At 46.1% G+C, this 24,755-nt stretch carries 25 protein-coding genes; 21 read left to right on the forward strand and 4 right to left on the reverse strand.

Going from position 1 to position 24,755, the window contains the following annotated elements:
- Window positions 1–51 precede the first annotated feature (51 nt).
- Window positions 52–243 (forward strand): hypothetical protein, encoded by a 192-nt coding sequence (locus tag P6N53_RS07955; RefSeq protein WP_304542306.1) that lies wholly within the window; start codon window positions 52–54, stop codon window positions 241–243.
- Between the two features lie 2 nt (window positions 244–245).
- On the opposite strand, the gene gpr is transcribed toward P6N53_RS07955, so the two are convergent.
- Window positions 246–1,232 carry a GPR endopeptidase gene (gene gpr / locus P6N53_RS07960; protein WP_304542307.1) on the reverse strand — a complete coding sequence of 329 codons (987 nt, stop codon included), beginning with the start codon at window positions 1,230–1,232 and terminating at the stop codon, window positions 246–248.
- Between the two features lie 159 nt (window positions 1,233–1,391).
- On the opposite strand from gpr, the gene rsmD reads away from it, so the two are divergent.
- From rsmD to P6N53_RS07975, 3 genes are read left to right on the forward strand one after another with little or no spacing between them, the layout of a single operon-like run.
- Window positions 1,392–1,955, forward strand: a complete 564-nt coding sequence (rsmD, locus tag P6N53_RS07965) for a 16S rRNA (guanine(966)-N(2))-methyltransferase RsmD (RefSeq protein WP_304542389.1) — start codon at window positions 1,392–1,394, stop codon at window positions 1,953–1,955.
- Window positions 1,956–1,967: 12 nt separating this feature from the next.
- A complete protein-coding gene (coaD, locus tag P6N53_RS07970; RefSeq protein ID WP_304542308.1) occupies window positions 1,968–2,456 on the forward strand; it encodes a pantetheine-phosphate adenylyltransferase in 489 nt (162 codons plus the stop codon).
- Window positions 2,457–2,473: 17 nt separating this feature from the next.
- Window positions 2,474–2,914: an ATPase gene (locus P6N53_RS07975; RefSeq protein ID WP_304542309.1), complete on the forward strand. Its 441-nt coding sequence runs from the start codon at window positions 2,474–2,476 to the stop codon at window positions 2,912–2,914.
- A gap of 100 nt (window positions 2,915–3,014) precedes the next feature.
- Here P6N53_RS07975 and P6N53_RS07980 read toward each other — a convergent pair whose 3' ends face one another.
- The 3 genes from P6N53_RS07980 to spoVV all read right to left on the reverse strand — a co-directional run bounded on the left by P6N53_RS07980 (window position 3,015) and on the right by spoVV (window position 7,583).
- Window positions 3,015–4,064 (reverse strand): phosphotransacetylase family protein, encoded by a 1,050-nt coding sequence (locus P6N53_RS07980; RefSeq protein WP_304542310.1) that lies wholly within the window; start codon window positions 4,062–4,064, stop codon window positions 3,015–3,017.
- Between the two features lie 29 nt (window positions 4,065–4,093).
- Entirely contained in the window at window positions 4,094–6,199 is a 2,106-nt protein-coding gene (gene acs / locus P6N53_RS07985) for an acetate--CoA ligase alpha subunit (protein WP_304542311.1), read from the reverse strand.
- Window positions 6,200–6,335: 136 nt separating this feature from the next.
- Entirely contained in the window at window positions 6,336–7,583 is a 1,248-nt protein-coding gene (gene spoVV / locus P6N53_RS07990; protein WP_304542312.1) for a dipicolinic acid transporter SpoVV, read from the reverse strand.
- Between the two features lie 163 nt (window positions 7,584–7,746).
- Here spoVV and P6N53_RS07995 point away from each other — a divergent pair, with 163 nt between their 5' ends.
- From P6N53_RS07995 to P6N53_RS08075, 17 genes are all read left to right on the forward strand, one after another.
- Window positions 7,747–8,250, forward strand: coding sequence for a YceD family protein (locus P6N53_RS07995; protein WP_304542313.1), 504 nt, complete (start codon window positions 7,747–7,749; stop codon window positions 8,248–8,250).
- Between the two features lie 32 nt (window positions 8,251–8,282).
- The gene (rpmF, locus tag P6N53_RS08000; protein WP_304542314.1) at window positions 8,283–8,465 is read left to right on the forward strand and encodes a 50S ribosomal protein L32; all 183 of its coding nucleotides are present in this window, start codon (window positions 8,283–8,285) and stop codon (window positions 8,463–8,465) included.
- Window positions 8,466–8,602: 137 nt separating this feature from the next.
- Window positions 8,603–9,172, forward strand: coding sequence for a transcription factor FapR (gene fapR, locus P6N53_RS08005; protein ID WP_304542315.1), 570 nt, complete (start codon window positions 8,603–8,605; stop codon window positions 9,170–9,172).
- Window position 9,173: 1 nt separating this feature from the next.
- The gene (gene plsX, locus P6N53_RS08010) at window positions 9,174–10,178 is read left to right on the forward strand and encodes a phosphate acyltransferase PlsX (RefSeq protein ID WP_304542316.1); all 1,005 of its coding nucleotides are present in this window, start codon (window positions 9,174–9,176) and stop codon (window positions 10,176–10,178) included.
- Window position 10,179: 1 nt separating this feature from the next.
- Window positions 10,180–11,175, forward strand: coding sequence for a beta-ketoacyl-ACP synthase III (locus P6N53_RS08015; protein ID WP_304542317.1), 996 nt, complete (start codon window positions 10,180–10,182; stop codon window positions 11,173–11,175).
- A gap of 12 nt (window positions 11,176–11,187) precedes the next feature.
- Window positions 11,188–12,135: an enoyl-[acyl-carrier-protein] reductase FabK gene (gene fabK, locus P6N53_RS08020; RefSeq protein WP_304542318.1), complete on the forward strand. Its 948-nt coding sequence runs from the start codon at window positions 11,188–11,190 to the stop codon at window positions 12,133–12,135.
- 4 nt (window positions 12,136–12,139) lie between these two features.
- Window positions 12,140–13,084 (forward strand): ACP S-malonyltransferase, encoded by a 945-nt coding sequence (gene fabD, locus P6N53_RS08025; protein WP_304542319.1) that lies wholly within the window; start codon window positions 12,140–12,142, stop codon window positions 13,082–13,084.
- Window position 13,085: 1 nt separating this feature from the next.
- The gene (gene fabG / locus P6N53_RS08030; RefSeq protein ID WP_304542320.1) at window positions 13,086–13,829 is read left to right on the forward strand and encodes a 3-oxoacyl-[acyl-carrier-protein] reductase; all 744 of its coding nucleotides are present in this window, start codon (window positions 13,086–13,088) and stop codon (window positions 13,827–13,829) included.
- Window positions 13,830–13,865: 36 nt separating this feature from the next.
- Complete coding sequence (gene acpP, locus P6N53_RS08035; RefSeq protein ID WP_304542321.1) at window positions 13,866–14,096, forward strand: acyl carrier protein; 231 nt, start codon at window positions 13,866–13,868, stop codon at window positions 14,094–14,096.
- 64 nt (window positions 14,097–14,160) lie between these two features.
- On the forward strand, window positions 14,161–15,402 hold the full coding sequence (fabF, locus tag P6N53_RS08040; RefSeq protein ID WP_304542322.1) for a beta-ketoacyl-ACP synthase II: 1,242 nt from the start codon (window positions 14,161–14,163) through the stop codon (window positions 15,400–15,402).
- Window positions 15,403–15,418: 16 nt separating this feature from the next.
- The gene (rnc, locus tag P6N53_RS08045) at window positions 15,419–16,150 is read left to right on the forward strand and encodes a ribonuclease III (protein WP_304542323.1); all 732 of its coding nucleotides are present in this window, start codon (window positions 15,419–15,421) and stop codon (window positions 16,148–16,150) included.
- A 28-nt stretch (window positions 16,151–16,178) separates the two neighbouring features.
- Window positions 16,179–19,736, forward strand: a complete 3,558-nt coding sequence (smc, locus tag P6N53_RS08050; RefSeq protein WP_304542324.1) for a chromosome segregation protein SMC — start codon at window positions 16,179–16,181, stop codon at window positions 19,734–19,736.
- A 92-nt stretch (window positions 19,737–19,828) separates the two neighbouring features.
- Window positions 19,829–20,755, forward strand: coding sequence for a signal recognition particle-docking protein FtsY (gene ftsY / locus P6N53_RS08055; RefSeq protein ID WP_304542325.1), 927 nt, complete (start codon window positions 19,829–19,831; stop codon window positions 20,753–20,755).
- 199 nt (window positions 20,756–20,954) lie between these two features.
- Window positions 20,955–21,746, forward strand: a complete 792-nt coding sequence (mtnP, locus tag P6N53_RS08060; protein WP_304542326.1) for an S-methyl-5'-thioadenosine phosphorylase — start codon at window positions 20,955–20,957, stop codon at window positions 21,744–21,746.
- A 7-nt stretch (window positions 21,747–21,753) separates the two neighbouring features.
- Entirely contained in the window at window positions 21,754–22,800 is a 1,047-nt protein-coding gene (gene mtnA, locus P6N53_RS08065; RefSeq protein WP_304542327.1) for an S-methyl-5-thioribose-1-phosphate isomerase, read from the forward strand.
- A gap of 1 nt (window position 22,801) precedes the next feature.
- Window positions 22,802–24,058, forward strand: coding sequence for an adenosylhomocysteinase (locus tag P6N53_RS08070; RefSeq protein ID WP_304542328.1), 1,257 nt, complete (start codon window positions 22,802–22,804; stop codon window positions 24,056–24,058).
- A gap of 12 nt (window positions 24,059–24,070) precedes the next feature.
- A complete protein-coding gene (locus P6N53_RS08075) occupies window positions 24,071–24,727 on the forward strand; it encodes a class II aldolase/adducin family protein (RefSeq protein ID WP_304542329.1) in 657 nt (218 codons plus the stop codon).
- Window positions 24,728–24,755: the final 28 nt, after the last annotated feature.

Here is a 24,755-nt window from a genome sequence, read left to right on the forward strand (position 1 = left end):
CTTGGTATTAAGAATGTCTTGAGCCAGATAATATGCTTAGGAGGTGTAAAAATGAAAAATAACAGGAAAAGGGAGAAATTAGTCCTTAAACAGGATACTAACAGTCTTCGTTTTGAAGTAGCCCAGGGCATCGGCTTTGTTGATGAAGGTGATAAGGTGGGGCTTACCCAGCCTACCACAGGTGCCGATGCCCTTACTAAAACCGATCACGGTAATTTTGCCCGGTTTAATCCGAAGGTATAAAATTAATGCAGGTAGGTAGTGAATTCCTCGGCAGAGATAGCAGGGTGCAGGGCTAAGGAGATACCACCGGCAATGATTTTAGCGGTGTTTTCAATTAAAACGTCTATCTCCTTTGGGGTAACCATTAATTGCCCCGCGGTATAGGGCTGCATAATTTCATTTACAATGCTTTGAAAGGCCTCTGTGTTCATATCCTGCTGGGCAGACTGTAGATTCGGGTGATTGCTGGTTTGCTGGATTAGGCGATCTATGGCCTCGCCGGCTATGATGGCTGCCGGGACAACCGTTGGCACACCTATGGCAATAACCGGCACACCCATGGTTTCCTCATTGATACCGGCCCGCTTATTACCAATACCGGAGCCGGGGCTAATGCCTGTGTCGGCCAATTGGATGGTGGTGCCGATGCGTTCCACAGCCCTGGAGGCCAAGGCATCCACGGCTATGATTAATTCGGGCTTGACCTTATCAACTACACCTTTGATAATTTCTGCAGTCTCAATGCCTGTGATGCCCAGAACTCCTGGGGATAGGGCACTGACAGAGCGCATGCCGCCTCTGATTTCTTCCGGTGCGTAGTTATACATATGCCTGGTCACTAGGGTCATACCCACTGCCTTAGGTCCAAGGGCATCGGGGGTGGCGTTCCAGTTACCTAGACCAACCACAAGTACATTGGCATGCTCCGGCAGGTTAAATAGGCTGGCAAGCTGCTTTCCTAGGATTTCTGCTATGTCCTGGTGAACCTGTTTGTTATTTTCCCTAATTGCCGGGGCCTCTATGGTGACGTAGTTGCCAACGGGCTTACCCATGATTTCCACAGCGTACTGCTCTTGAATACGCACGATAGTTACCGTGGCATTTGTATAGGTTTCCTTATCCATGGCACAGCCGGGAATTTCCTGCCCGGTCTTGCCCCGGACTATTTCCTGGGCCTCTATGGCCAGGTCAATGTTTATGTTATTGTTTTTAAAGAAATTTAAGTCCAAGGTTGAACCCTCCTGTAGAATATTTGGCATATGAACTTCTTTATATCCTGTTCCCTCCAAAGGCCATTTATTCAAATTGGGGATTTAACTTGAAATCGATTTTTTTGTCGCCATATGCTATAATTAGTTTTAGGCAATGAAGACCATTTAAGGAAGGGAATCTCAGGATTGCGAATAATTGCTGGTACTTCAAGGGGCCGTAGACTTAAAAGCCCAAAGGGTATGTCCACAAGACCTACTTCAGATAGAGTTAGAGAGGCGCTGTTTAATATTCTTTCAGCCCAGGTGCCGGAAAGCAGCTTTCTAGACCTGTTCAGCGGCACGGGAGCCGTTGCCATCGAGGCTTTGAGCCGGGGAGCCGCTAGGGCAGTGTTGGTGGAAAAGGATCGCAGCAGCGCAGCAGTTATAATTAGCAATATCAAGCTATGCGGTTTATCCGAATGTGCAGAGGTTTTAAACCTTGATGCTGCCAAGGCAATAAAGCTATTAGGAGAAAGAAAAGAGAACTTTGATTTGATTTTTATTGATCCTCCCTACAAAAAAGGTTTTGAAGTACCCAGCCTTGAAAAAATTCAGGGAAATGGTCTGTTAAATGTTGGAGGAATAGTGGTGGTGGAGAGTAATAAGTGTGATCTGCCTCCTGAGCGGGTGGGACAACTTATGGTATACAGGCGTGAAAGATATGGAGATACGGCTTTGACATTTTATAGACATGACATCTGAGGAGGCAGATATATGAAAATAGGGATATATCCCGGTAGCTTTGATCCAATAACAAACGGCCACTTGGATGTGATTGAGCGGGCCGCCTCGTTATTTGACAAGTTGATTGTGTCTGTGGCAAGAAACTCAAAAAAAATACAGCCTCTCTTTACTGTGGAAGAGAGGGTGGAGATGTTGGAGAAAATTTTAGAGAAGTACCCTAATGTTATTGTAGATTCCTTTGACGGTTTAACAGTTAATTATGCTTTGAAGCAGGGTGCCCATGTCATAGTCAGGGGTCTTAGGGCTATCACCGATTTTGAAAGTGAATTTGTCTATGCCCTGACCAACAAAAAGCTGGCCCCTGAAATAGAAACGGTATATCTCATGACAAGATCAGAATACTCATTTATCAGTTCAAGCATTGTCAAGGAAGTGGCCTCCTATGATGGGTGCCTCAGTGCTCTGGTGCCAGAGCTGGTAATAAAGGAATTACGACAAAAATATGGCTATGTGAAATAGTCAAGGAGGGATAGACGGTGGAGCTCTTTAACGTCCTGAATGAGCTGGAGGAACTCATTGAGGAGAGCCCCAAGGTGCCAATGACCAAACGGATCATGGTAGATGAAAATAGAATTCTAGACTACCTTGACCGTATTCGCACCTCTCTTCCGGAAGAAGTTCGCCAGGCAAAGTGGCTGGTTAAGGAAAGGGATAAGGTACTCTCTGAGTCCAAGAAAGAAGCCCAGCGTATGTTGGAAGATGTAACCCGGGAAATTGAGAAGCGGGCAGACGATAGTGAAATAGTCAGGCAGGCAGAAAAGTTAGCTGAGGAAACTATCAAAAAGTCTGAGGAAGTTGCTGCCCAAATTCGTCAAGGTGCCAGGGAATATGCTGACGAAATTTTAGAACAAATGGAAGATAAGCTGGGTAAGATTTTAAGTGAGATCCAACAAGGTCGAGAAGAACTAAGGAAATAATTTGACTAACTAACTGGCTGAAAAACTCAGCCAGTATTTGTTTTCAATCATAAAGGGTTGTGCTGGACAAATATCTCAGTACAACCCTTTAACATTTTGTTTATTTAAGACTATTTAAGATAGTTTGCCAATCGCAGAAGCGTTCAATATTTTCCTTGGCTTTGTTGATACTGTCCTTATCCTTGATGGATATGCGACCGGAAAGCTCACTGAGCCTTTCAATGGCAGCGTAGGTGTCATAATGAACCAGCAGCACCGGGACTCCCTTTTCCACCGCCCGGCTGATAACCTTTATGTCGGGGTAAAGACCGCCGGTGAGGATGATGGCAGAGGTGCTGGTTTCCAAGGCAGCCAGGGCCATGTCTGCCCGGTCACCACCTGTGATGAAGATTTTGTTATTTGTCCTGCGCATAAAGCCCAGGGCACTTTCTATGGTCATGGCACCTACCATTACATCCTCCACCAGGAGATCCAGGTTTTGTTCGCCGGTAAGGAGTTCCCCGCCAAGGAGCTCATAAACCTGGGCAACGGAAGGGGAGGATAGTTCGCTGATTTTAGGTACGATGCCCAGGGTGTGGAAGCCCATTTCACTTAATAGGGGCTTGTAAACACCCTCTATTTTTGCTTGGATGGGTCTTGGCACATGGGTGAAAATGTTACCCAGCACAGGAACGCCCCGCTGGCTGAGATAGTTATAAAAATAGACGGATTGATCCAAGCTGTAATCATTTTTAATGTTAATCAGGTATAGCACACTGGAATTAAGCCTATTTGCCAGGGAAGGGGCATCTAAACCGATGGTCCCTAAAATATGTGGAAAAATGGCACTGTCCACAATGACGATATCAGAAGTGGATTTAATCTTATCATAGGCAGTATCAATGGCTTCCAGCATTTGAGCAGATTGGTTCCCCCGGGATAGATAGAAGGGGCTGGACATGGTGGGGACAATGGTTTCCAGGGATACATCCATCCCAAGGAGTTCTTTCATTAGGACAGCGTCTTCGTCCGCCTTTCCTGCAGCGGTGGAAGCACCCACCGGCTTGAAATAGGATACCCTGTAACCCTCCTGCTGAAATTTTTGAGCAAGGCCAACGGCCATAACTGTTTTACCACTGCCTGCCGAACCCATAATATACAGGCTTTTCACTGGTAACACCTCACTGTTTAATATTTATATTAAATATCTATGGTTATCTTTATATCTAAGGCTGAATAGCCATCCTTGTAAGCAAAGACCGGGTTTATATCCATTTCATTGATCTCTTGAAAGTCATTGACCAATAAAGCTGCTCTGGCCACCATTTCTATTATACTAACCAGATCTGCCGGTTTTTCGCCCCGATATCCTCTTAATAGAGTATATGCCTTGGTTTCGGAAATCATGGTGGTTATTTCGTTTCTGGTCAGTCCCTTGGCCAGACGGAAGGATACATCCTTAAGTAGGTTGACATAGATACCACCCAGGCCAAAGGCAATAAGGGGGCCAAACTGAACATCCCTGGTCATGCCAACGATTAATTCAGTACCCCGGGGCATCATTTTACTTACTTCAATGCCATGGGGAATTACATTGGGCAGGTAGCGCTGGACGTTTTCCATTATTTCTATAAAGGCGTTGCGGACTTGATCCGCAGTATTCAGTGCAATTTTCACTCCACCCACATCGGTCTTATGCATAATTTTAGGGGAAGCAACCTTTAGCACCACCGGGTAACCCAACTCTTCGGCCAGGTCAACTGCTTCTTCCGGGTAGGTAGCCAATTTAATCGGGGCTGCTGAAATACCGTAGGCCTCAGCCACGGCTGCGGCCTCGCTGCCCAGTAAAACACTGCGCCTGTCCCGAATAACGTCATAGAAGATGGCCTTAACCCTGTTGCGATCAATATCGTCGAAATCCAGGTCCCCAGCCTCTCGCTCGTCATTGAAGGAACGAACATATTTATTCATTCCCGCTATGGAATAAATGGCCGGCTCGGGAAAGGTGAAGACAGGAATTTTTGCTTTGGTCAATAGCTTGGACCCTTCCGCCAGCACTACTCCGCCCATGTAGGCTGCGAATATGGGCTTGTCAGGGTATTTTTCGTGTAGATCTATAATTTGCCGGGCAATATTTTCCGCATCTGTTACTGCTGTAGGACATACCAGCACCACCACACTGTCAACGTGGGGGTCCTTTAGAACGGTTTCTATGGCAAACCTATAGCGATCTGACTTGGCATCACCAAGTACATCAACGGGGTTATATATATTGGCCTCCGGGGGCAGCTTCTCCCTGAATAAATCCAATGTTCCTTTATCGAAACGGGCCATAGTTAAATTAGAATTTTCAATGGCATCAGCTGTAACAATTCCTGGTCCCCCAGCGTTTGTAACTATGGCTATACGGTCGCCCTGGGGTAAGGGCTGGTAGGAAAAACATGTGGCCAGGTCAAAAAGCTCAGTCATGCTGCGGGCTCTGATGATACCTGCCTGGGTAAAGGCGGTTTCATAGGCCAGGTCGCTGCCGGCCAGCGCACCTGTATGGGAGGATGCTGCCTGGGCACCTGCCTGGCTTGTACCTGATTTGAGCACGATAACCGGCTTTTTCTTAGAGGCCCTAGATGCCGCCTCTAAAAAATGTTTTCCGTTATGCACATCTTCAATATAACAAAGAATAACCTTAGTAACAGGGTCATCAGCTATAGCATCAATAAAATCTGCCTCGTCCAGGACCGCCTTATTACCGAGACTGATTACCCTGCTAAAGCCAAGGCCTGCAGAACGGGACCAATCCATAATCGAGACCAACATAGCACCGCTCTGGGAAATGAAGGCAATATCGCCCTTTTGGGGGAACCCGGCAGAAAATGAAGCGTTTAAAGGAATGTGGGTGTCCATAATACCAACACAGTTGGGGCCAACCATTTTAATGCCGTATCGGTTTGAAATACTAACTAGTCTTTTTTCCATCTCCAAACCAGCGGGACCTATTTCTTTAAAACCAGCGGTTATAACAACAGCAGCTTTAATGCCAAGCTTGCCGCATTCCTCCATAATGTTGGAGCAATGCTTAGCCGGTACGCATATCACTGCCAGGTCAGGCTTTTCAGGTATTTCACTCAAATTAGTAAAACAGGTGTACCCTTCAATCTCCTTTTCCTTTGGATTGACAGGATAAATTTGACCTGAAAAACCGCACTCTTTGATATTTTTGACAATGACATTGCCAATTTTTTCGGGATTGTTTGAGGCACCGATAATGGCCACTGATTTGGGATTAAATAATGGTGTTAAGTCCGCCACTGAACTCACCTTCCCTACCTTAACTGCATAAGGCATTTTGCTTTATTTTGGAAATTACACCTATTGTATATTGTATTTTTTCCACGGCCAGTCACCTAATACCTTTTTTCATTGAGAAAAATATAACGAGAAACACTTAATTAATGATAATTCTTTTTATATGTCTGATAAGCCGGTAGACTAGGGCAATTATCATCAGGAGCAGCAGCAATAAAAATGCTGCTAAAAGGGAGTAGCCTACAGTTACAGGTGTCCAGTGAGATAATAATTCTACCACCGGTGACAAGGCGGGTAGAGCTATTTCCTTGCTTGCTTCCACCGGCTTGTAAAAAAGCCAGGTAAAAAAGGAGGCCAGCAGCGCATGGGCTAATCGGGTGACCACAAACATACCCATGCGAATATCGGTTTTGGCAATCATACTGGCCACCTGGGCATGGATGGAAAGTCCGCTCCAACCGAGGATCATGGCCACCGCCATAAGTCGATGCAGCTCAGATGCCGAGGCCTCTGAGGCAAGTTTTGTACCTATGGTCATTTCTAATCCCCCGCTGGCCAAGGCAGAGAGAATATCTGGGGGGAAGCCAAAGGGCATTAATAATATACCCAGGACTGATGCAATGGATTTTATAATTCCTGCATAGTCAAGGAGTTTAATGATAACTGCAAATAAGATAATAAAGCCGCCAATATTTATTAACTTTGTTATAGAGGAAGCCACCGCTTCGCCTAATAACTGTCCGAGGGGCTGTTTGTGATTTCTATGGTGTTGAAGTAACTCCCGCAAGGCCTGTCTTATGGACCAAGGGGAAGAACTTCTATTAAGGTGTTCCCTGTCATGTCGACCATAGAAACGCAGGATTAGACCTAACAGGATATTTGCCAGGTAGTGGGAACCAGCTATGACAACACCCAGTTCCGGCCGACCAAACATTCCCACGGCCACTGCAGACAACATAAATAGGGGGCTGGAGTTATTGGTAAAGCTCATTAAGCGCTCCGCCTCTACCCTGGTGCACAGGTTTTGCTGCCGGAGGTTGGCAGTGATCATACTGCCAATGGGGAAGCCGCTGGTAAAGCCAATGACCAATACAAAGGCACCTGTTCCTGGCACATTAAATACAGGCCGCATGATGGGCTCCAAGAGAACACCGATAAATTTGACTAAGCCCAGCTTCATTAATATTTCTGCCACAATGAAAAAGGGGAGCAGGGCCGGGAAAACAATATTCCACCAGGCACCTAGACCACTTCGCGCCCCGTCAAATACTACCTTGGGATTAATTACCATAACCAGGACAAAAACAATAGCAAGGCAGGTCCAGACCAGGGAAGCTAAGGGTTGGTTTTTTAGTTTTAATTTATAGGTTAAGAAATGTCCTAGCAAAAAATCACCCCAAGATTTAATGTTACTAACTTATATATAAAGGGAAAGACAGGCATTTAGACCAGCATTTGAGATAGAGCAGCCTATATACAGTAATTCTCCTTGACAAATAATTGACTGCTTTATATAATGAATTTTGTTAAACATTGAGGTGTATTAACGGATGAACATAAACATACTTAAATTAAAGAATGCGCCGGGTGACACAATCCAATTTGATGTCACAAATGACCTTGCTAGTATCAGCTTCGGCGGGCAGGAAATAAACTTCGTTGGGCCCGTTCATGTAACGGGGGAAATATCTTATCAAAACAATATCTTTTCTGTTAAAGGGGCAGCAAGGGCAGAGGTACAAACTACCTGTGTAAATTGTTTAGAACCCTATAAACAGAAGCTTTCAGCCCAGCTGGAAGAAAAATATGCTTCGGTAGAAATACAAAATAAGGATGATGAATCCGAGATACATAATTTTACCGGGGATTTGATAGATATTAGACCGGAAGTTATGAAAGCTTTATTGATGGAATTACCCATGCGCTTGGTATGTTCGGAAGACTGCCAGGGACTCTGTTCCCAGTGTGGGATTAATTTAAATCATAACCGCTGTGATTGTCAGGGGGATAATATTGACCCCAGACTAGCCATTCTTAAAAAATTACAACAATAAAGTTGTTTGACTTTTTAAAGGGGGTGTAGAAAATGGGTGTACCAAAAAGAAGACTTGCAAAGCATCGGGGAAGACAGCGCCGAGCTATGAACATGAAACTGGAAGCCCCCAGCCTGGTGGCTTGCCCGCAGTGTCGTGCATTAATCCAACCGCATCATTTGTGCCCTGAATGCGGTTACTACAAGAATCGCGAAGTTGTTGCTGCTACAAAATAATTACTAAATAAAGTTATGAGCCCTTTCCTTGTGAAAGGGTTTTTACTTTTTTTGGAAGAAATATTGAAAAATGTTTGCGCTAGATGAATTTTGTGGTTATAATTAGTACCAGGTACTAAAAACTATTGGTGATTAAAATGGCAAGAGGAACCAACGGTAAAAGCCAAAGGCAAAAAAAACTAACCAAATACTTAGCCAATAATCCTCTTCTTAAAGATGAGGACCTAGCCGGGGTATTAGGGGTAAGCATTCAAACCATTCGCTTAGATCGCTCTGAGTTGAATATCCCTGAGTTAAGGGAAAGGATGAAAACCGCCCTGCAGGGCGATTCCCCGGTAAAGTCTTTGGGAAGTGATGAGCTGTTCGGGGAGCTTCTGGACATTGAAGTTGGCTGTTATGGAATTTCAATGTTAAATATTACCCCTGAGATGGCTTTCCGAAAAAACTTGGTGGCTAGGGGTCACCACTTATTTGCCCAGGCTAATTCACTGGCTATAGCTATCATTGATGCCGAAATAGCCTTAACAGGTTCAGCCAGGGTGCAATTTAAGCAGCCGGTAAAGGCTGGAGATAAGGTGGTAGCAAGGGCAGATATTACTGGTTACAATGATAATAGGTATAAGGTTGAGGTAAAATCTACAGTATTGGATCAGACAGTACTTGAGTCAGCGTTTACTGTATTTGTCCTGCATAAGGAGGATAATTAAAATGAAAATAGCAGTAGATGCCATGGGTGGCGATCACGCCCCGATGGAGATTGTCCGGGGTGCCAGAGATGCCGCCCAGGAACTAGGTGTGAGCATTATTCTGGTTGGGGACCAGGATAGGATTGTTAAAGAGCTTGATGGTGATGACGCCGGTGGACTAATAAGTATTGTGCATGCCTCTGAAGTGGTTGGCATGGGAGAACACCCGGTTAGTGCCATTCGCAAGAAAAAGAATTCATCTATCGTTGTTGCCACCCAATTGGTGAAGGAAGGGGTGGCCCAAGCCGTAGTTTCGGCAGGCAGCACAGGTGCTCAAATGGCCTCCTCCTTATTTATATTAGGAAGAATTGCCGGAGTTGACCGCCCGGCCATTAGTACCCTGATGCCTTCGGCAAAAGGAGTTGTGGTGCTTTTAGACGTTGGTGCCAATGTGGATTGTAAACCCCAGCATTTAATGCAGTTTGCCGTAATGGGTTCCCTTTATGCTGAAAAGGTATTGGGTCTTCCCAACCCCAGGGTTGGGCTTTTAAACATTGGGTCTGAAGAGACCAAGGGTAATGAGCTGACTTTAACCACTCACAAACTATTGAAGGATGCCAAGCTTAATTTTATTGGTAATGTTGAAGGCAGGGATTTGTTCTTGGCCGGCAGTGACGTTGCTGTTTGTGATGGCTTTGTAGGCAATGTGGTGCTTAAAGCAGCAGAAGGCTTTGCCATTGGATTGCTGGGGATGTTTCAGCAGGAACTGGGTAGACTTGAAGATGTAATTGGGCGAGAAAGATGTATGCATATTATGAGCGGCTTTAAACGGCGCATGGATTATGCTGAATACGGCGGAGCACCCTTGCTGGGGGTTAACGGTGTATCTGTAATATGCCATGGCAGTTCAAGGGCCAGGGCGATAAAAAATGCCATCAGGGTGGCAAAGGAAACCGTTGAGCAAGGTCTCGTGCCGGCCATCAAGGAGAGCTTGGAAAATGATGTCGTTAAGGGGGTAGACGAGTAATATGCCCAAACACCTTATTCAGGCGGGAATCATAGGCGTTGGTAGTTATGTTCCTGATAAGATTGTGACAAATAAAGACCTTGAAAAAATGATGGATACCAGCGATGAGTGGATTACTTCCCGTACCGGAATAAAGGAGAGAAGAATAGCGGAACCAAATGATACAACGGCTGGGTTGGCTATTAAGGCTTCCTGGAAGGCATTAGAGAATGCCGGAGTAAAGCCTGAAGAATTAGATCTTATTATACTTACCACCTGCTCAAAGGATATGATCATACCTGCCAGTGCCTGTATCGTTCAAGATAAATTGGGTGCCGTCAATGCTGCAGCCTTTGACTTAGAAGCTGGTTGTACCGGTTTTGTTTATTCTGTTACCATCGCGGCTCAGTTCATTGCCACCGGTGCAATGAAAAGGATTTTAGTGGTTGGCTCAGAAACATTATCAAAGATTATTAATTGGGAAGACCGCAATACTTCGGTGCTTTTTGGAGATGGGTCCGGAGCAGTGGTGCTGGGTCCAGTGGAACAGGGTGAAGGGGTACTGGCCAGCAAGTTGGCCGCCGAGGGAGCCGGCTGGGAGCATTTGCTGGTACCTGCCGGAGGAGCTAGGATTCCAGCCAGTCCGTTAACACTAGAACAAAAACTACATTATGTGCACATGAACGGTAAGGAAGTATTCCGTTATGCCGTTCGTGTTATGGAAGAGGAAGCTCTGAAAATGGTTAAACTAGCGGGCTTGGAGCTTTCGGACATTGATTTGTTAATTCCGCATCAGGCAAATATACGAATTATAGAACACGCAGCAAAGAAGCTAAATTTACCTATGGACAAGGTTGTAGTAAATGTGGACCGCCTTGGCAATACCTCCAGTGCATCCATTCCTTTGGCCTTGGATGAGGCTGTAAAATCTGGGCGTATTAAAAAGGGAGACAATATCCTGATGGTTGCTTTTGGTGCTGGATTAACTTCAGGGGGAATTGTTCTCAAGTGGAGTTAAGGGAGGGAAAAAATGAAACTGCAGACTAAGTTGTGCGATTTATTAGGCATTCAGTACCCCATACTACAGGGAGGAATGGCTTGGGTTTCAACAGCTGAGTTAGCCGCAGCGGTATCAGAGGCCGGTGGACTTGGTATTATCGGCTCAGGGCAGGCTCCTCCGGAATGGCTAGAGGAACAAATCAACATTGTAAAAAAGCTTACCAAGAAACCCTTTGGTGTGAATGTAATGATGATGTCTCCTTACATGGAGCAGGTAATGCAATTAATTTTGGACGAGAGGGTGCCTGTAGTAACCACCGGAGCCGGTAACCCAGGAAAGTTTATACCCGGACTAAAGGAAATTGGCACTAAGGTTATTCCCGTAATTCCCTCGGTGGCCTTGGCCCAGCGTATGGCCAAGGGCGGGGTTGATGCGGTGATAGCCGAAGGTGGCGAATCTGGAGGTCATATTGGAGAATTGGCCACATTGCCCCTGGTGCCCCAGGTGGTGGATGCAGTTGATATTCCTGTTATCGCCGCCGGCGGCATATATGATGGACGGGGGCTGGTGGCGGCACTGGCCCTGGGTGCCCAGGGTGTTCAAATGGGTACCAGGTTTATGTGTGCTACAGAATGTACTATCCACAGTAATGTTAAAGAGATCCTTATTAAGGCAAAGGATCGTGACACAATAGTAACGGGCCGCACCACCGGTCATCCGGTTCGGATTATCCGTAATAAACTGGCAAGACAGTTTGAGGAAAGGGAGCGTCAGGGTGCCCCTGTGGAAGAACTGGAGAAGCTTGGAGTGGGACGATTAAGGATGGCTATGGTGGAAGGGGACATCCAAGATGGTTCCGTAATGGCAGGTCAGGTATGCGGCATGGTTAAAAAAATCGAACCGGCTGCGGATATCATTCAAGATATTGTTTCCGGGGCCGAACAGGTAATGAGTAGGTTTTCAAGAGGGGAGTTCTAGCATAGTGTCTAAAGTGGCATTTATCTTTCCTGGACAGGGTTCCCAGTATGTGGGGATGGGACGGGATTTATATAATAATTTTTCTATTTGTCGTGAAACTTTAGAAGAAGCGGACGATTCCCTGGGTTTTAGCATTACAAGGATGTGCTTTGAGGGTCCTGCTGAGGAACTAAACAGTACAGTTAATACCCAGCCTGCTATTTTAGCGGTGAGTGTAGCTGCCCTAAGGGTGCTGCAGCAGGAATGTGGCCTAAGACCCCAGGCGCTGGCAGGTCACAGCCTGGGTGAATATTCTGCCCTGGTGGCTGCAGGTGCAATTAGGTTTGCCGACGCTGTTAAGGTTGTTCGGTCCAGGGGTCGTATTATGCAGGAAGCTGCGCCGGAAGGTTCGGGAGGTATGGCAGCTGTATTAGGTCTGGCCAGGGATAAGGTTGTGTCCTGCTGCCAGGAGGCATCAGCCCTGGGTGTTGTGGCTCCGGTGAATTTTAACTGTCCCGGGCAAATAGTTATTGCCGGTGAAATGGCGCCCTTGAAAAGGGCTATGGAGCTATGCCGTGAGGCTGGGGCTAAAAGGGCGATAGAGTTAGCAGTAAGTGGCCCCTTCCATTCCCAGCTAATGCGTCCTGCGGGGGAAAAGCTTGCCCAGGTATTGGAACAGGTTGAATTTACTGAACCCAAAGTGCCTGTTGTTGCAAATGTAAATGCAGATTATCTAGCTTCTTCTACTGCCATAAAAGAGTCCCTAATCCGCCAGGTCTATGGTGCAGTTCTCTGGGAGGACAGTATTTCAAAGATGGCCCAAGAGGATATTTCTACCATGGTAGAACTTGGTCCTGGAAAGGTTTTATGCGGGCTGGTGAAGAAAATTAATAAGGAAATAGTCACCAGCAACGTAGAAGATTTGACAAGCTTGGAAAAAGTCCTTGCACAGTTCAAGGAGGTTGGCTAAAATGTTTCTGAATGGCAAAGTTGCAATAGTAACTGGAGCCTCCAGGGGAATAGGTAAGGCTATAGCCTTAGCCCTTGCTGGAGCCCAGGCAGATGTTGTAGTAAACTATGCCGGTAGAGCCCAGGCAGCGGAAGAAACTGCTGAAACTATTAGACAGCTGGGTCGCCGGGCACTGGTGTACCAGGCCGATGTATCTGATAGCCAGCAGGTCCAAAGTATGGTTGATGCCACAATAAATGAGTTTGGGAAAGTGGACATACTGGTGAATAACGCGGGGATTACCCGGGACAACTTAATCCTGAGAATGAAAGAAGAGGATTGGGATAGTGTTCTGACAGTAAACCTAAAGTCAGCCTTTAACACTATTAAGGCTGTAGCCAGACCAATGATTAAAGCTCGTTATGGTCGCATCATTAATATTTCATCCGTTGTAGGTCAATATGGAAATGCCGGACAGGCAAACTATGCGGCAGCAAAGGCAGGCCTAATTGGTTTGACTAAAACCATGGCCAAGGAACTCGGCACAAGGAATATAACCGTTAATGCTGTGGCCCCAGGTTTTATTTCCACTGAGATGACCGAAAACCTGAGTGCCGAAGCCAAGGAGAAACTTACTTCTGCCATTGCCCTTAATCGTTTGGGCAATCCAGAAGATGTATCCAGCTTGGTAGCCTTTTTAGCCAGTGATTTTTGCAGCTATATTACCGGTCAGGTAATTGGTGTTGACGGCGGTATCATGATGTAAGAGAACCGCATGATATCCCGGAAGGGGGTGAATGGTTTGGCAACTTTTGATAAGGTAAAAGCAATTATTGTAGATCAACTGAGTGTTGATGAGGCAGATGTTTCCTTGGAGGCTTCTTTTGTTGATGATCTGGGAGCAGATTCTTTAGATATCGTTGAGCTGGTAATGGCCTTGGAAGAGGAATTTGGTTTAGAAATTCCCGATGAAGAGGCAGAAAAGATACGCACAGTAGGCGATGCCGTTAAATTCATCCAAGAAAGACAGTAATTAAGGAAAAGTCCCGGCAAAATACTTTTCCGGGACTTTTTTCAAATGTAAGGAGGAAATCAATTTGTCTAAGCGGGTTGTTATAACCGGTATGGGGATTGTTTCGCCCGTTGGTACCGGACTGGACAATTTCTGGACCGCACTGACTTCAGGCGTATCTGGTATTGCCAGAATAACCAGGTTCGACCCGTCCGATTACACTACACAGATCGCAGGTGAAGTTAAGGACTTTGACTTCTCTGGATACATAGATAAAAAGGAAGGCCGCCGCATGGACCGGTTTTCTCAATATGCCGTTGTTGCTGCAGGCATGGCTATAGAAGATGCGAGCCTGAATTTAGACTCTATTGACCGGGAACGCACCGGGGTAATCGTCGGTTCGGGTATTGGCGGTATGGAAACCTTCGAGGATCAATGCAGGGTTTTAGTCAATCGGGGTCCTGGCAGAATAAGTCCCTTCTTTGTCCCCATGATGATTGCCAACATGGCTGCTGGGCAAATCGCTATCAAGTATGGACTCCAGGGTCCTAATATCACTACTTTGACTGCCTGTGCTTCCAGCGGCAATGCATTGGGAGATGCTTTTAAACTTCTTCAACGTGATGATGCAGATATTGTTATCACCGGTGGAACGGAAGCCCCCATAACACAGCTGGCTGTGGCCGGTTTTTGTGCTGCCAGGGCAATGTCTACCAATAACGACAATCCTCAGGGTGCCAGCAGACCCTTTGATGCCAATAGAGATGGGTTCGTTATGGGTGAGGGGGCAGCCATGATGGTTATGGAAACCTTGGAGCACGCAGAGAAGCGTGGTGCCCAGATATATGCTGAGATCGTAGGGTATGGTAGTTCCTGTGATGCCTATCATATAACAGCTCCCGATCCAAATGGCAAGGGTGCAGCCAATGCCATGAAGATGGCCCTGAAGGATGCAGCACTTAGCCCTGCAGAGGTTCAGTATATTAATGCCCATGGAACCTCCACTCCCGCTGGGGATCCCGTTGAGGTTGGAGCCATTAAAAATGTTTTTGGTGATGCCGCCGGTAAATTAGCGGTAAGCTCTACCAAATCAATGACTGGTCATATGCTGGGTGCTGCCGGTGCAATTGAAGGAGCAGTTTGTGTGATGGCTGTTAAAGAAAATTTAGTGCCGCCCACCATAAACTATGAGACCCCAGATCCTGAATGTGATTTGGACTTTGTACCCAATAAGGCTCGTAAAATGAATGTAGATGTGGCCTTGACCAACTCCTTTGGTTTTGGCGGTCATAACGTTACTCTGGCTTTTAAAAAGTTTAAAGCTTAGGATCCGGGTGATTAATTTGTCTAAATTGGATGAAAGTATTAATAGCTTAAAATCCAAGCTGGGGTTCAAGTGGCAGAATCCATCACTCCTAACCCAGGCCTTGACACACAGTTCCTGTGTGCATGAAAGCCGGGGGCATGGCTTGTGCCACAACCAGCGTCTTGAATTCCTAGGGGACGCGGTATTAGAGCTTTTGATAAGTGAGCATTTATATAATATGTTCCCGGATCGGACCGAAGGGGAACTGACGAAAATGAGGGCCGCATCTGTCTGCGAGCCATCTTTGGCTAAGGTTGCTAGAGGTTTGGACTTAGGCCGTTGCCTGCGCATGGGGCGTGGTGAAGAGCGTTCCGGTGGCAGGGAGCGGCCATCCATCTTGGCAGATGCCTTTGAGGCCCTGCTGGGAGCCATCTATCTGGATCAAGGGCTGGAAGTATCCCGCAGGATTATCCTGGAGTGCTTAAATCCCATAATAGACGATGTGGTTGCAGGTAGGTTGGATAGGGATTATAAAACTGAGCTGCAGGAAATACTGCAGCAGACTTCCCCGGAGCCTTTATCATACGTCATTACCAATGAAACAGGTCCTGATCATGATAAGACCTTTACTGCCGGTGTGATTTACAAGGGTAAAATTATCGGTCAAGGTAGCGGTCATTCAAAGAAGGAAGCGGAACAAAGGGCTGCTAAGGATGCCTTTTCACACCTAAAGGTATCTAAGGGCGTAGGCCACAAACCAGGTGTCTAACAGCAAGGACTACAGGGGGCAGGAAAAATTGTGTCTCAAGAGATTGGATATCCAGGGCTTTAAATCCTTTGGTGATCGTCTAAGCCTGGAATTAAACCCAGGCTTAACGGTGGTTGTTGGTCCCAACGGAAGCGGTAAAAGTAATATTTCCGATGCCATCAGCTGGTGCTTGGGTGAGCAAAGGCCAACTACATTAAGGGGTTCCCGGATGGAGGATATCATATTTGCCGGAAGTGATAAACGGAAACCCGTAGGGTTGGCAGAAGTATCACTGGTTTTAGACAATACGAGTCAGATATTTTCACTGCCCTTTAATGAAGTATCCATTTCCCGGCGTCTTTACAGATCTGGTGAAAGTGAATATTTTATTAACAAGACGCCCTGCAGGCTCAAGGATATCCAAGCCCTTTTTATGGATACCGGATTAGGCCGCGGGGCCTACTCAATTATTGGGCAGGGCAAGGTTGACGAAATACTCAACAGCAGACCAGAGGAAAGGCGCTCTGTGATAGAAGAGGCTGCGGGTATAGTAAAATATCGCCACAGGAAAGAAGAGGCGGCCAGAAAACTATCCTCAGCCCAGCAGGATTTAGACAGAATTTCAGACCTGATTGATGAGCTGGCTGCCAGGATTGAGCCCCTGGAATTAGAAGCCCAGAGGGCTAAAAGGTATAATCAATTAAGCCAGGAGTACAATGGTCTGGAGTTAGCCTTGTTTAAAAGGGATTGGCAAGACCTTAATCAACGGCAGCAGGAAATAGTCAATGAATTAGAGCAGGCAAAACTGGCCTTGGACAATCAAAAACCAGAAATTGAGGCCAAGCTAAATGAAACTAAGGTCAAACTTCAGAGTATTGATGATAGTCTCTCCAGGATTAGAGAGCAAGGTTTTATTCTTGATAGCAATTTGGAGACCATCCAGGCCAAAATTGATTTACTAAGCCAACAAATCAATGACTCAGAGAAAGAGAAGGAACGGGTAGCGCAAGAGGTAGCAGCATCCCATGAATCACGCTCCAGGTTGCTGGAAGAATTAAATGGTGAAAAGGACAAGCTTAACAAGCTAAAGGAAGAAATCCTTACCCAATCAAAGGAAAGCCAGGAGAAAAAGCTTAAGCAGCTTGAAGGGGATATTAAGGAAAAACAGATTGCTTTGGATAACTATAACAGTGATGTGATTGAACAGCTAAATTATGTGGCACAACAGAAAAGCCTTAGGAATCAAGCACTGGATCGTAAAGAGCAATTAAACCAAAGGATGAACCATCTTGATAGGGTTAGTGGGGAAGCAAAGGAACTGGAAGAGTCCCTCCAAAATGAAATTTCCCTTGCCAGGGATCTGGTTAGTGAAGTAAACAGTGAAAAAGATGATTTAATAACTCAGGAGGGGCAAATAAACACCCGGCTTGAAAACATAAATAGAGAAGTCTTAGCAATTCAAGAAACTCTTTTATCGACTAAGGAAGAAATGGTGGCTAAGCATAGCCGCCTTAAAGTATTAGAAGAAAGCCTTAGCTCTCACACCGGATTTATGAGACCTGTGCGGGAACTATTAAAAGCTTCTAAGAATCATAGAGAGCTTAGGGGAATATGCGGTGCAGTGGCGGATCTTATCAAGGTACCGGAAGGTATGGAAACTGCCCTTGAAGCAGCCCTAGGGGGTTCACTGCAAAATTTGGTGACAGAAACCTCCGCCCAAGCTAAGGAAGCCATTGCCTATTTAAAGAAAAACAATTTAGGGCGGGTAACCTTTATGCCCCTTGATTCGTTAAAGCCCACCATGCCGGGAGATTTAGAAAGACAAGCCCTTAAACTGCCTGGCGTCATTGGCCTGGCTGCGGGGCTTATTGAGTCAGATGAGAAGTACCGCAGGGTGGTGGAACTTCTGCTGGGTCGTTTGGTTGTGGTGGATAACCTTGATCATGCCATTGAGGTAGCGAAGAAAACCCAGCAGCGGCTAAGGTTAGTTACCTTATCAGGGGAGTTATTTCATCCAGGAGGTTCCCTTTCAGGCGGCGGCCTTAATAAAAGTACCGGGGGGATGCTGCACACACGCCGTGAAAAGGATGGTCTGGTAAGGGTAGTTCAAGATCTGCAAGGTAAAGTACAAAGGGCTACGGCTGATTATGCAGAGAAGCAGGGAATGCAGCAAGCCTTGGAAAAGGAATTGCAAGCTATTCGTCAGGGTTCAGTTGACCTTGGCTTAAAATTACAGGCTGCAGAAATGGAACTGCAAAAGTCAGAGGAAGGTTTAAATAGGGCCAAGGAACGTAATAATGAAAATCTATGGGAATCAGAAAATATAAAACAGGAGATTCTGCACTGGTCTTCAGTAGAAAAAGCCGCTGCTGAAAAGCTTGCAGAGCTAGAGCTAGAGCTGGAAGCCTTACAGACTAACTTTGCTGCAACCCAAAGTAGCCTGGCAGCCGCCAGGGCAGAAAGGGAAGAACTGGAAAAGGCAGTGAATTTAGTAAAGGTTCTTCAGGCGGAGACCCGGCAGCAAATTATAGGTACAGACAAGATCGTAAACAGATTGGAACAAGAATTCCAGGCAAAAGAATTGTTTATTAATAACTCTGGTGAAGCATTAGAACAAATTCAAATAAGAATAATTGAGCTTGAATCAAAGCGGGAACAGCTAACAAGGGAACTAAAGGAGCTTAAATCAAGCAGAGCTCAAATAGCCAATGAACTGGTTCTAGAAGAGGAAGAAAGAAAGACGATAGCTGAGCAGGTTTTGAATTTTGAGCAGAAGCTGAATATAATTCAAGAAGAATGGCAAAGGCGGGCCCAGGCAGTACACTCCTTAGAATTGCAATTGGCCAGGGTTCAGACGGAGTTAAATATTTTAACAAGCAGGTTTGAGGAACTGGGAATATTAGATCCCCATGAATTAGACATAGAGCCTGTGTCCAATAAACGTCAGGCAAAGGGGAACCTAGCTGAATTAAAACGGTTAATTGAAGAAATGGGGCCGGTTAATGCAAGGGCTGAGTCAGAATACCAGGAAGTAACTGAACGATATAACTTCCTCCAGGGACAAAGAAAAGATCTGGAGGAAAGCAAGCTAACCCTAGAAGGTTTAATTAGAGAACTTGATAAGCTGATGGCCAGCCAGTTCGAGGAGGCCTTTGAACGTGTTAACAATAATTTTACCAGGGTATTTTGCCAGCTGTTCGGGGGTGGGGACGCATCAATGGCCTTAACTGAGGGAAATTCCCTTACCTGTGGCATCGAGATAACAGCCCGGCCTCCGGGTAAGAAAAGTCAAAGCCTTTCTTTGCTGTCTGGAGGCGAACGGGCATTAACAGCCATTGCCCTACTCTTTGCACTATTACAGTTTAAGCCCAGCCCCTTTTGCGTGTTGGACGAAATTGAGGCGTCCCTGGATGATGCCAATGTCAAGCGTTTTGCAGACTATTTATCCCGGGCCTCGGAGGATGTACAGTTTATTGTTATAAGTCACCGTAAAGGAACTATGGAGAAGGCCCAGTACCTTTATGGGGTAACCATGGATGAAGCCGGAGTAACCAGATTATTATCTATGTCTTTGGAAGATAATAAAGGAACCCGGAGATTGGCCTAGGTCACCTTTGATTATTGACACAGCTATTTCTTGGCAGTATATTATGGACAGGCCTTAAGGGGCATGAAGCGGTTACTGGGAGGTATGGCAAAGTGGGCTTTTTTAGCCGTTTAAAGGAAAGTTTAACAAAAACCAGAGAAAGCTTCGTTGAGAAGATTGACCAGGTAGTTACAGGTCGAAAGGGTATCGACGAGGATCTCTACGAAGAGTTGGAAGAGGTATTAATCCAGGCAGATGTGGGTGTAAATACAGCCATGACCCTTGTTGAGCGGGTAAGAAAGGGTGTTAAGGCAAGGAATGTTCAGGAGGCCTCCAGGCTAAAGGATATTTTCCAGGAGGAATTAGAGTACTTAATGGGTGAAAAAATTACACCCATCAATACAAATCCTGAAGGACCCACCGTGATCATGGTTGTGGGAGTTAACGGGGTAGGCAAAACCACCACCATTGGTAAAATGGCCCATAACTATAAGGCCCAGGGTAAAAAGGTGCTCCTGGCTGCAGGAGATACCTTTCGGGCTGCTGCCATTGACCAGCTGGAGATTTGGGCCGGTAGAGTAGGGGTTGATTTGATTAAACATCAGGAGGGCTCCGATCCTGGCGCCGTGGCCTATGATGCAGTTCATGCAGCTCGCTCCCGTAATGTGGATGTGCTGCTGATGGATACTGCCGGCAGGCTGCATACCAAGAGCAATCTGATGGATGAATTGAAAAAGGTATATAAAATAATTGCCCGTGAGATGCCAGGGGCACCCCATGAAGTTTTACTGGTCCTTGATGCTACCACTGGTCAGAACGCCCTTAACCAGGCAAAAATATTCAGCGAGGCCGTTAATGTTTCCGGTATAGCCCTAACAAAATTGGATGGAACCGCTAAGGGTGGGGTAGTTACCGCCATCGTTACTGAAATGGCTATCCCGGTCAAACTAATCGGCATAGGGGAAGCTATGGATGATTTGAGACAATTTGATCCAAAGGATTTCATTGATGCCCTTTATGGTGTTAATAAGGACGAGTAAAATACAAAAAGTACAGCTGTGACGGCTGTACTTTTTTATGCAGAAATTAGGTTGATTTTTGCATTTAATATCACTTTTTAGCAGATGAAGTAATTAAATTGCCAAGTTTTAGAGGAAATTTACTCCAATAGGGAGAATAACTTTGGTTGGTATAAACCATGCTAAATCTTGAGTATAGACGGAAATGGGGGTTTGATTAATGACAGTGAGGATTGCCATCATTGGGGGAACGGGAGTATATGACCCCAATATCCTAGACAATATCAGGGATGAGAAAGTTGATACACCTTACGGGGTGGTAGGATTAAAAATTGGTGACTACCTTGGTAAATCGGTAGCATTTTTAAACAGGCATGGAGCAGGTCATTCCGTACCTCCTCACCTGGTTAATTATCGTGCCAATATCGCTGCATTAAAGGAGCTGGGTGTTAAGAGTATTTTTGCCACAGCTGCAGTTGGCTCCCTTAACGAAAATATGGCCCCGGGAAACTTTGTTTTTGCCGATCAATTTTTAGATTTTACCAAAGTTCGTAAGCACACCTTTTTTGAAGGCGGAGAACAAGGGGTTGTACATATTGATATGACTGATCCCTATTGTCCCGAACTCCGTGAAGTATTGGCTAGGGCAGCAGATGAGTTTCAGTTAACCTACCATAAAGCAGGGACTTATATTACTACCGAGGGGCCCCGTTTTGAGTCTGTGGCAGAAATTAAAATGTTTAAGCTCCTTGGGGGAGATTTAGTTGGTATGACCAGTGTGCCAGAAGTGGTCTTGGCCAGGGAAAAGGAAATGTGTTATGCCAATATATCTATGGTCACCAATTTCGCCGCAGGTATTTCACCCACCAAGCTGACCCACCAGGAAGTTTTGGATGTAATGGCTGAGAATGCTGAAAATCTAAGAAAATTAGCCATGAGAGCCATCAGCCTCATTGATCCCGATAGGGGTTGCCTATGTCAGGATGCCCTGGAAAAATTAAACAAGGAGTGAAAACCCGGTGGATTCAATCATTTGGGAAAATAATAGGCTAAGGCTGTTGGATCAAACCAAGCTGCCTGAAACCATAGAGTACATAGAATGTGATGATTACCGTGTTGTGGCTGAAGCAATTAAGAGGCTTTCTGTCAGGGGGGCACCGGCTATTGGTGCTGCTGCTGCCTATGGCCTTGTGGTGGGGGCTCAAAAAATTGATTCCGCGGACAGAAAGGTTTTTCTTGAGCGCTTAGAGGCTATTGCCGGTGAATTGGGTGCCACCAGACCTACAGCAGTTAACCTTCGCTGGGCTTTAGAGCGGATGATGATTAGATTAAATACTGCAGATGAACAAAGTGTGGAAGAACTTTATAAGATAATGTTAGAGGAAGCTCATGCTATCTTTAATGAGGATGTCCAAAGCAACAGACGTATGGGTGAATTTGGACAAGAGCTATTGCCAGATGGCTCGAGGGTTTTGACCCACTGCAATGCAGGTGCCCTGGCTACTGCCGGTTATGGAACCGCCCTGGGAGTTATTAGGGCGGCTAAGGAAAAGGGGAAAGAAGTTAGCGTATTTGCTGATGAAACCCGCCCCTTGCTGCAGGGAGCCCGCTTGACATCCTGGGAGATGGTACAGGAGGGAATTCCCGTAACCCTGATCACCGATGGCATGGCTGGTTACTTAATGTCAAAGAAGAAAATAGACTGTGTTATAGTGGGTGCAGACAGGATTACTGCCAACGGTGATGTGGCCAACAAGATAGGCACCTATGGGGTAGCCGTTCTGGCAAATTGCCATGACATTCCCTTTTATGTAGCCGCACCCCTGTCAACAATTGATATGCGTCTTTCCTCCGGAAATGATATTCCCATTGAAGAAAGGGACCCCAAAGAAGTAACACACCACGGCGGTCAGGCCATGGCCCCGGAGGGTGTTCAGGTATGGAACCCCGCCTTTGACGTTACTCCTAATTCACTAGTAAAGGCCATTATTACTGAAATGGGTGTAGTATACCCACCCTATGCAGAGAATCTAGCCAAGATCTGTAATCCCAAAAAGGAGGCTTAAAATGCCTGATTATATTGTAAGGGACATTAATTTAGCGCCCTCCGGACGGCTAAAAATAGATTGGGTAAGACAGCACATGCCAGTTTTGAACGCCATTCGTGAGGAGTTTGAAGCAACCCAACCCTTCCAGGGCATCAGGGTGGCGGTTTGCATTCATTTAGAGGCTAAGACGGCTTATTTGGCCGAGGTATTAAAGGCAGGCGGGGCCCAGGTATCAATTGCCGGCTCCAACCCGTTATCTACCCAGGATGACGTTGCTGCAGCCCTTGCTGTGGCAGGCTTAAATGTGTACTCCTGGTATAATGCCACAGATGAAGAATATAAGGATCACCTCTTAAATATGATTGATGATGGCCCGGACATTGTTATAGATGACGGTGGGGATGTTGTCCAACTACTGCATACTGAAAGAACGGACCTGGCCGAAAAGGTTTTAGGGGGTTGTGAGGAAACAACCACAGGAGTGCTAAGACTCCGTGCTCTAGAGCGTCAGGGAGGACTAAAATTTCCCATGATTGCAGTGAATGATGCCTATTGTAAATACCTTTTTGATAACCGCTATGGTACTGGAGAATCGGTATGGTCAGGTATTATGCGGACCACTAATCTGATTTGCGCCGGTAAAACCGTCGTGGTGGCTGGCTACGGCTGGTGTGGTAAAGGGATTGCCATGCGGGCTAAGGGTATGGGAGCAAAGGTTATTGTTACAGAGGTTGATCCAGTAAAGGCCATTGAGGCTTACATGGATGGCTTCCATCCTATGCACAGCCTGGAGGCAGCTAAACTGGGTGATATTTTTATTACTGTTACAGGCTGCAAGGACGTATTTTCCGGCAAACATTATCAGGTTATGAAGGATGGAGCTATTCTGTGCAATGCTGGACATTTTGATGTAGAGGTTAATAAGCCAGATTTAGAGGCTATGTCCACCGGACATAGAACTGTACGCAAGGATATTGTGGAATATGCCCTGAAGGATGGCAGAAAGCTGTATCTCCTGGCAGAAGGACGACTAGTTAATTTAGCCGCCGGAGATGGCCACCCTGCCGAGATAATGGATATGTCCTTTGCCCTACAGGCCCTTAGTGCCAGGTATGTGTTGGAAAAATCTAAGGAGCTGGGAAAAAAGGTTTATGTTGTGCCTAAAGAAATTGATGACAGGGTGGCAACCCTTAAATTAAAATCTCTGGGTGTAGCTATGGATGTCCTGACACCGGAGCAGGAAGCCTATATTAATAACTGGAATCATAATACCTAGGTGGCGAATCTAATGGAAGCATTGGTAGTATCAGCTAAGCAAAGGATTGCTGAATTAGGCAGAAAAATGGTCAGCTCAGGCTTGGTGGCTGGTACCTGGGGCAATATCTCTGTATTTATCCGCCAGGAGGGGCTGGTTGTTGTCACCCCAAGCGGTATGGATTATGATAAAATTCAAGCAGAAGATATGGTGGTAGTGGATCTTGACGGTAAACTGATTGATGGCTCAAGGAAGGCTTCCAGCGAAACACCCCTGCACCTTGCCATATATCGGGCCAGACCAGATGTTACGGGAGTTGTCCATACCCATAGTGAGGTTGCCAGCTCCTTTGCGGTGGTACGCCAAAGGATTGAGCCAGTGGTAGAGGATGCCGCTATGCTTGTGGGTGGTGCTGTGGAGGTTGCAGAGTATGCCCTCCCAGGTACCGAGGATTTAGCCTTCAATGTGGTAGCGGCCCTTGGACAAAGAAATGCAGTTTTAATGGCCAATCACGGCCTAGTGGGCGTGGGAGCAACCCTGGAGGAGGCCTTTACCGTTTGCCAGGTAGTGGAAAAATGTGCCCGCATATATGCCTGGTCATGCCTGCTGGGTACTCCGGTCTTACTACCAGATGAAGATATTGCTAAATTAAGTAAAGTTTACAGGAGCTCATATGGTCAGAAAAAATAGCGATTACCCAATGTGGTATTTTTGTAGG

It is taken from the genome of Desulforamulus aquiferis, assembly GCF_030577015.1.
Classification (GTDB): Bacteria; Bacillota; Desulfotomaculia; order Desulfotomaculales; family Desulfotomaculaceae; genus Desulfotomaculum; species Desulfotomaculum aquiferis.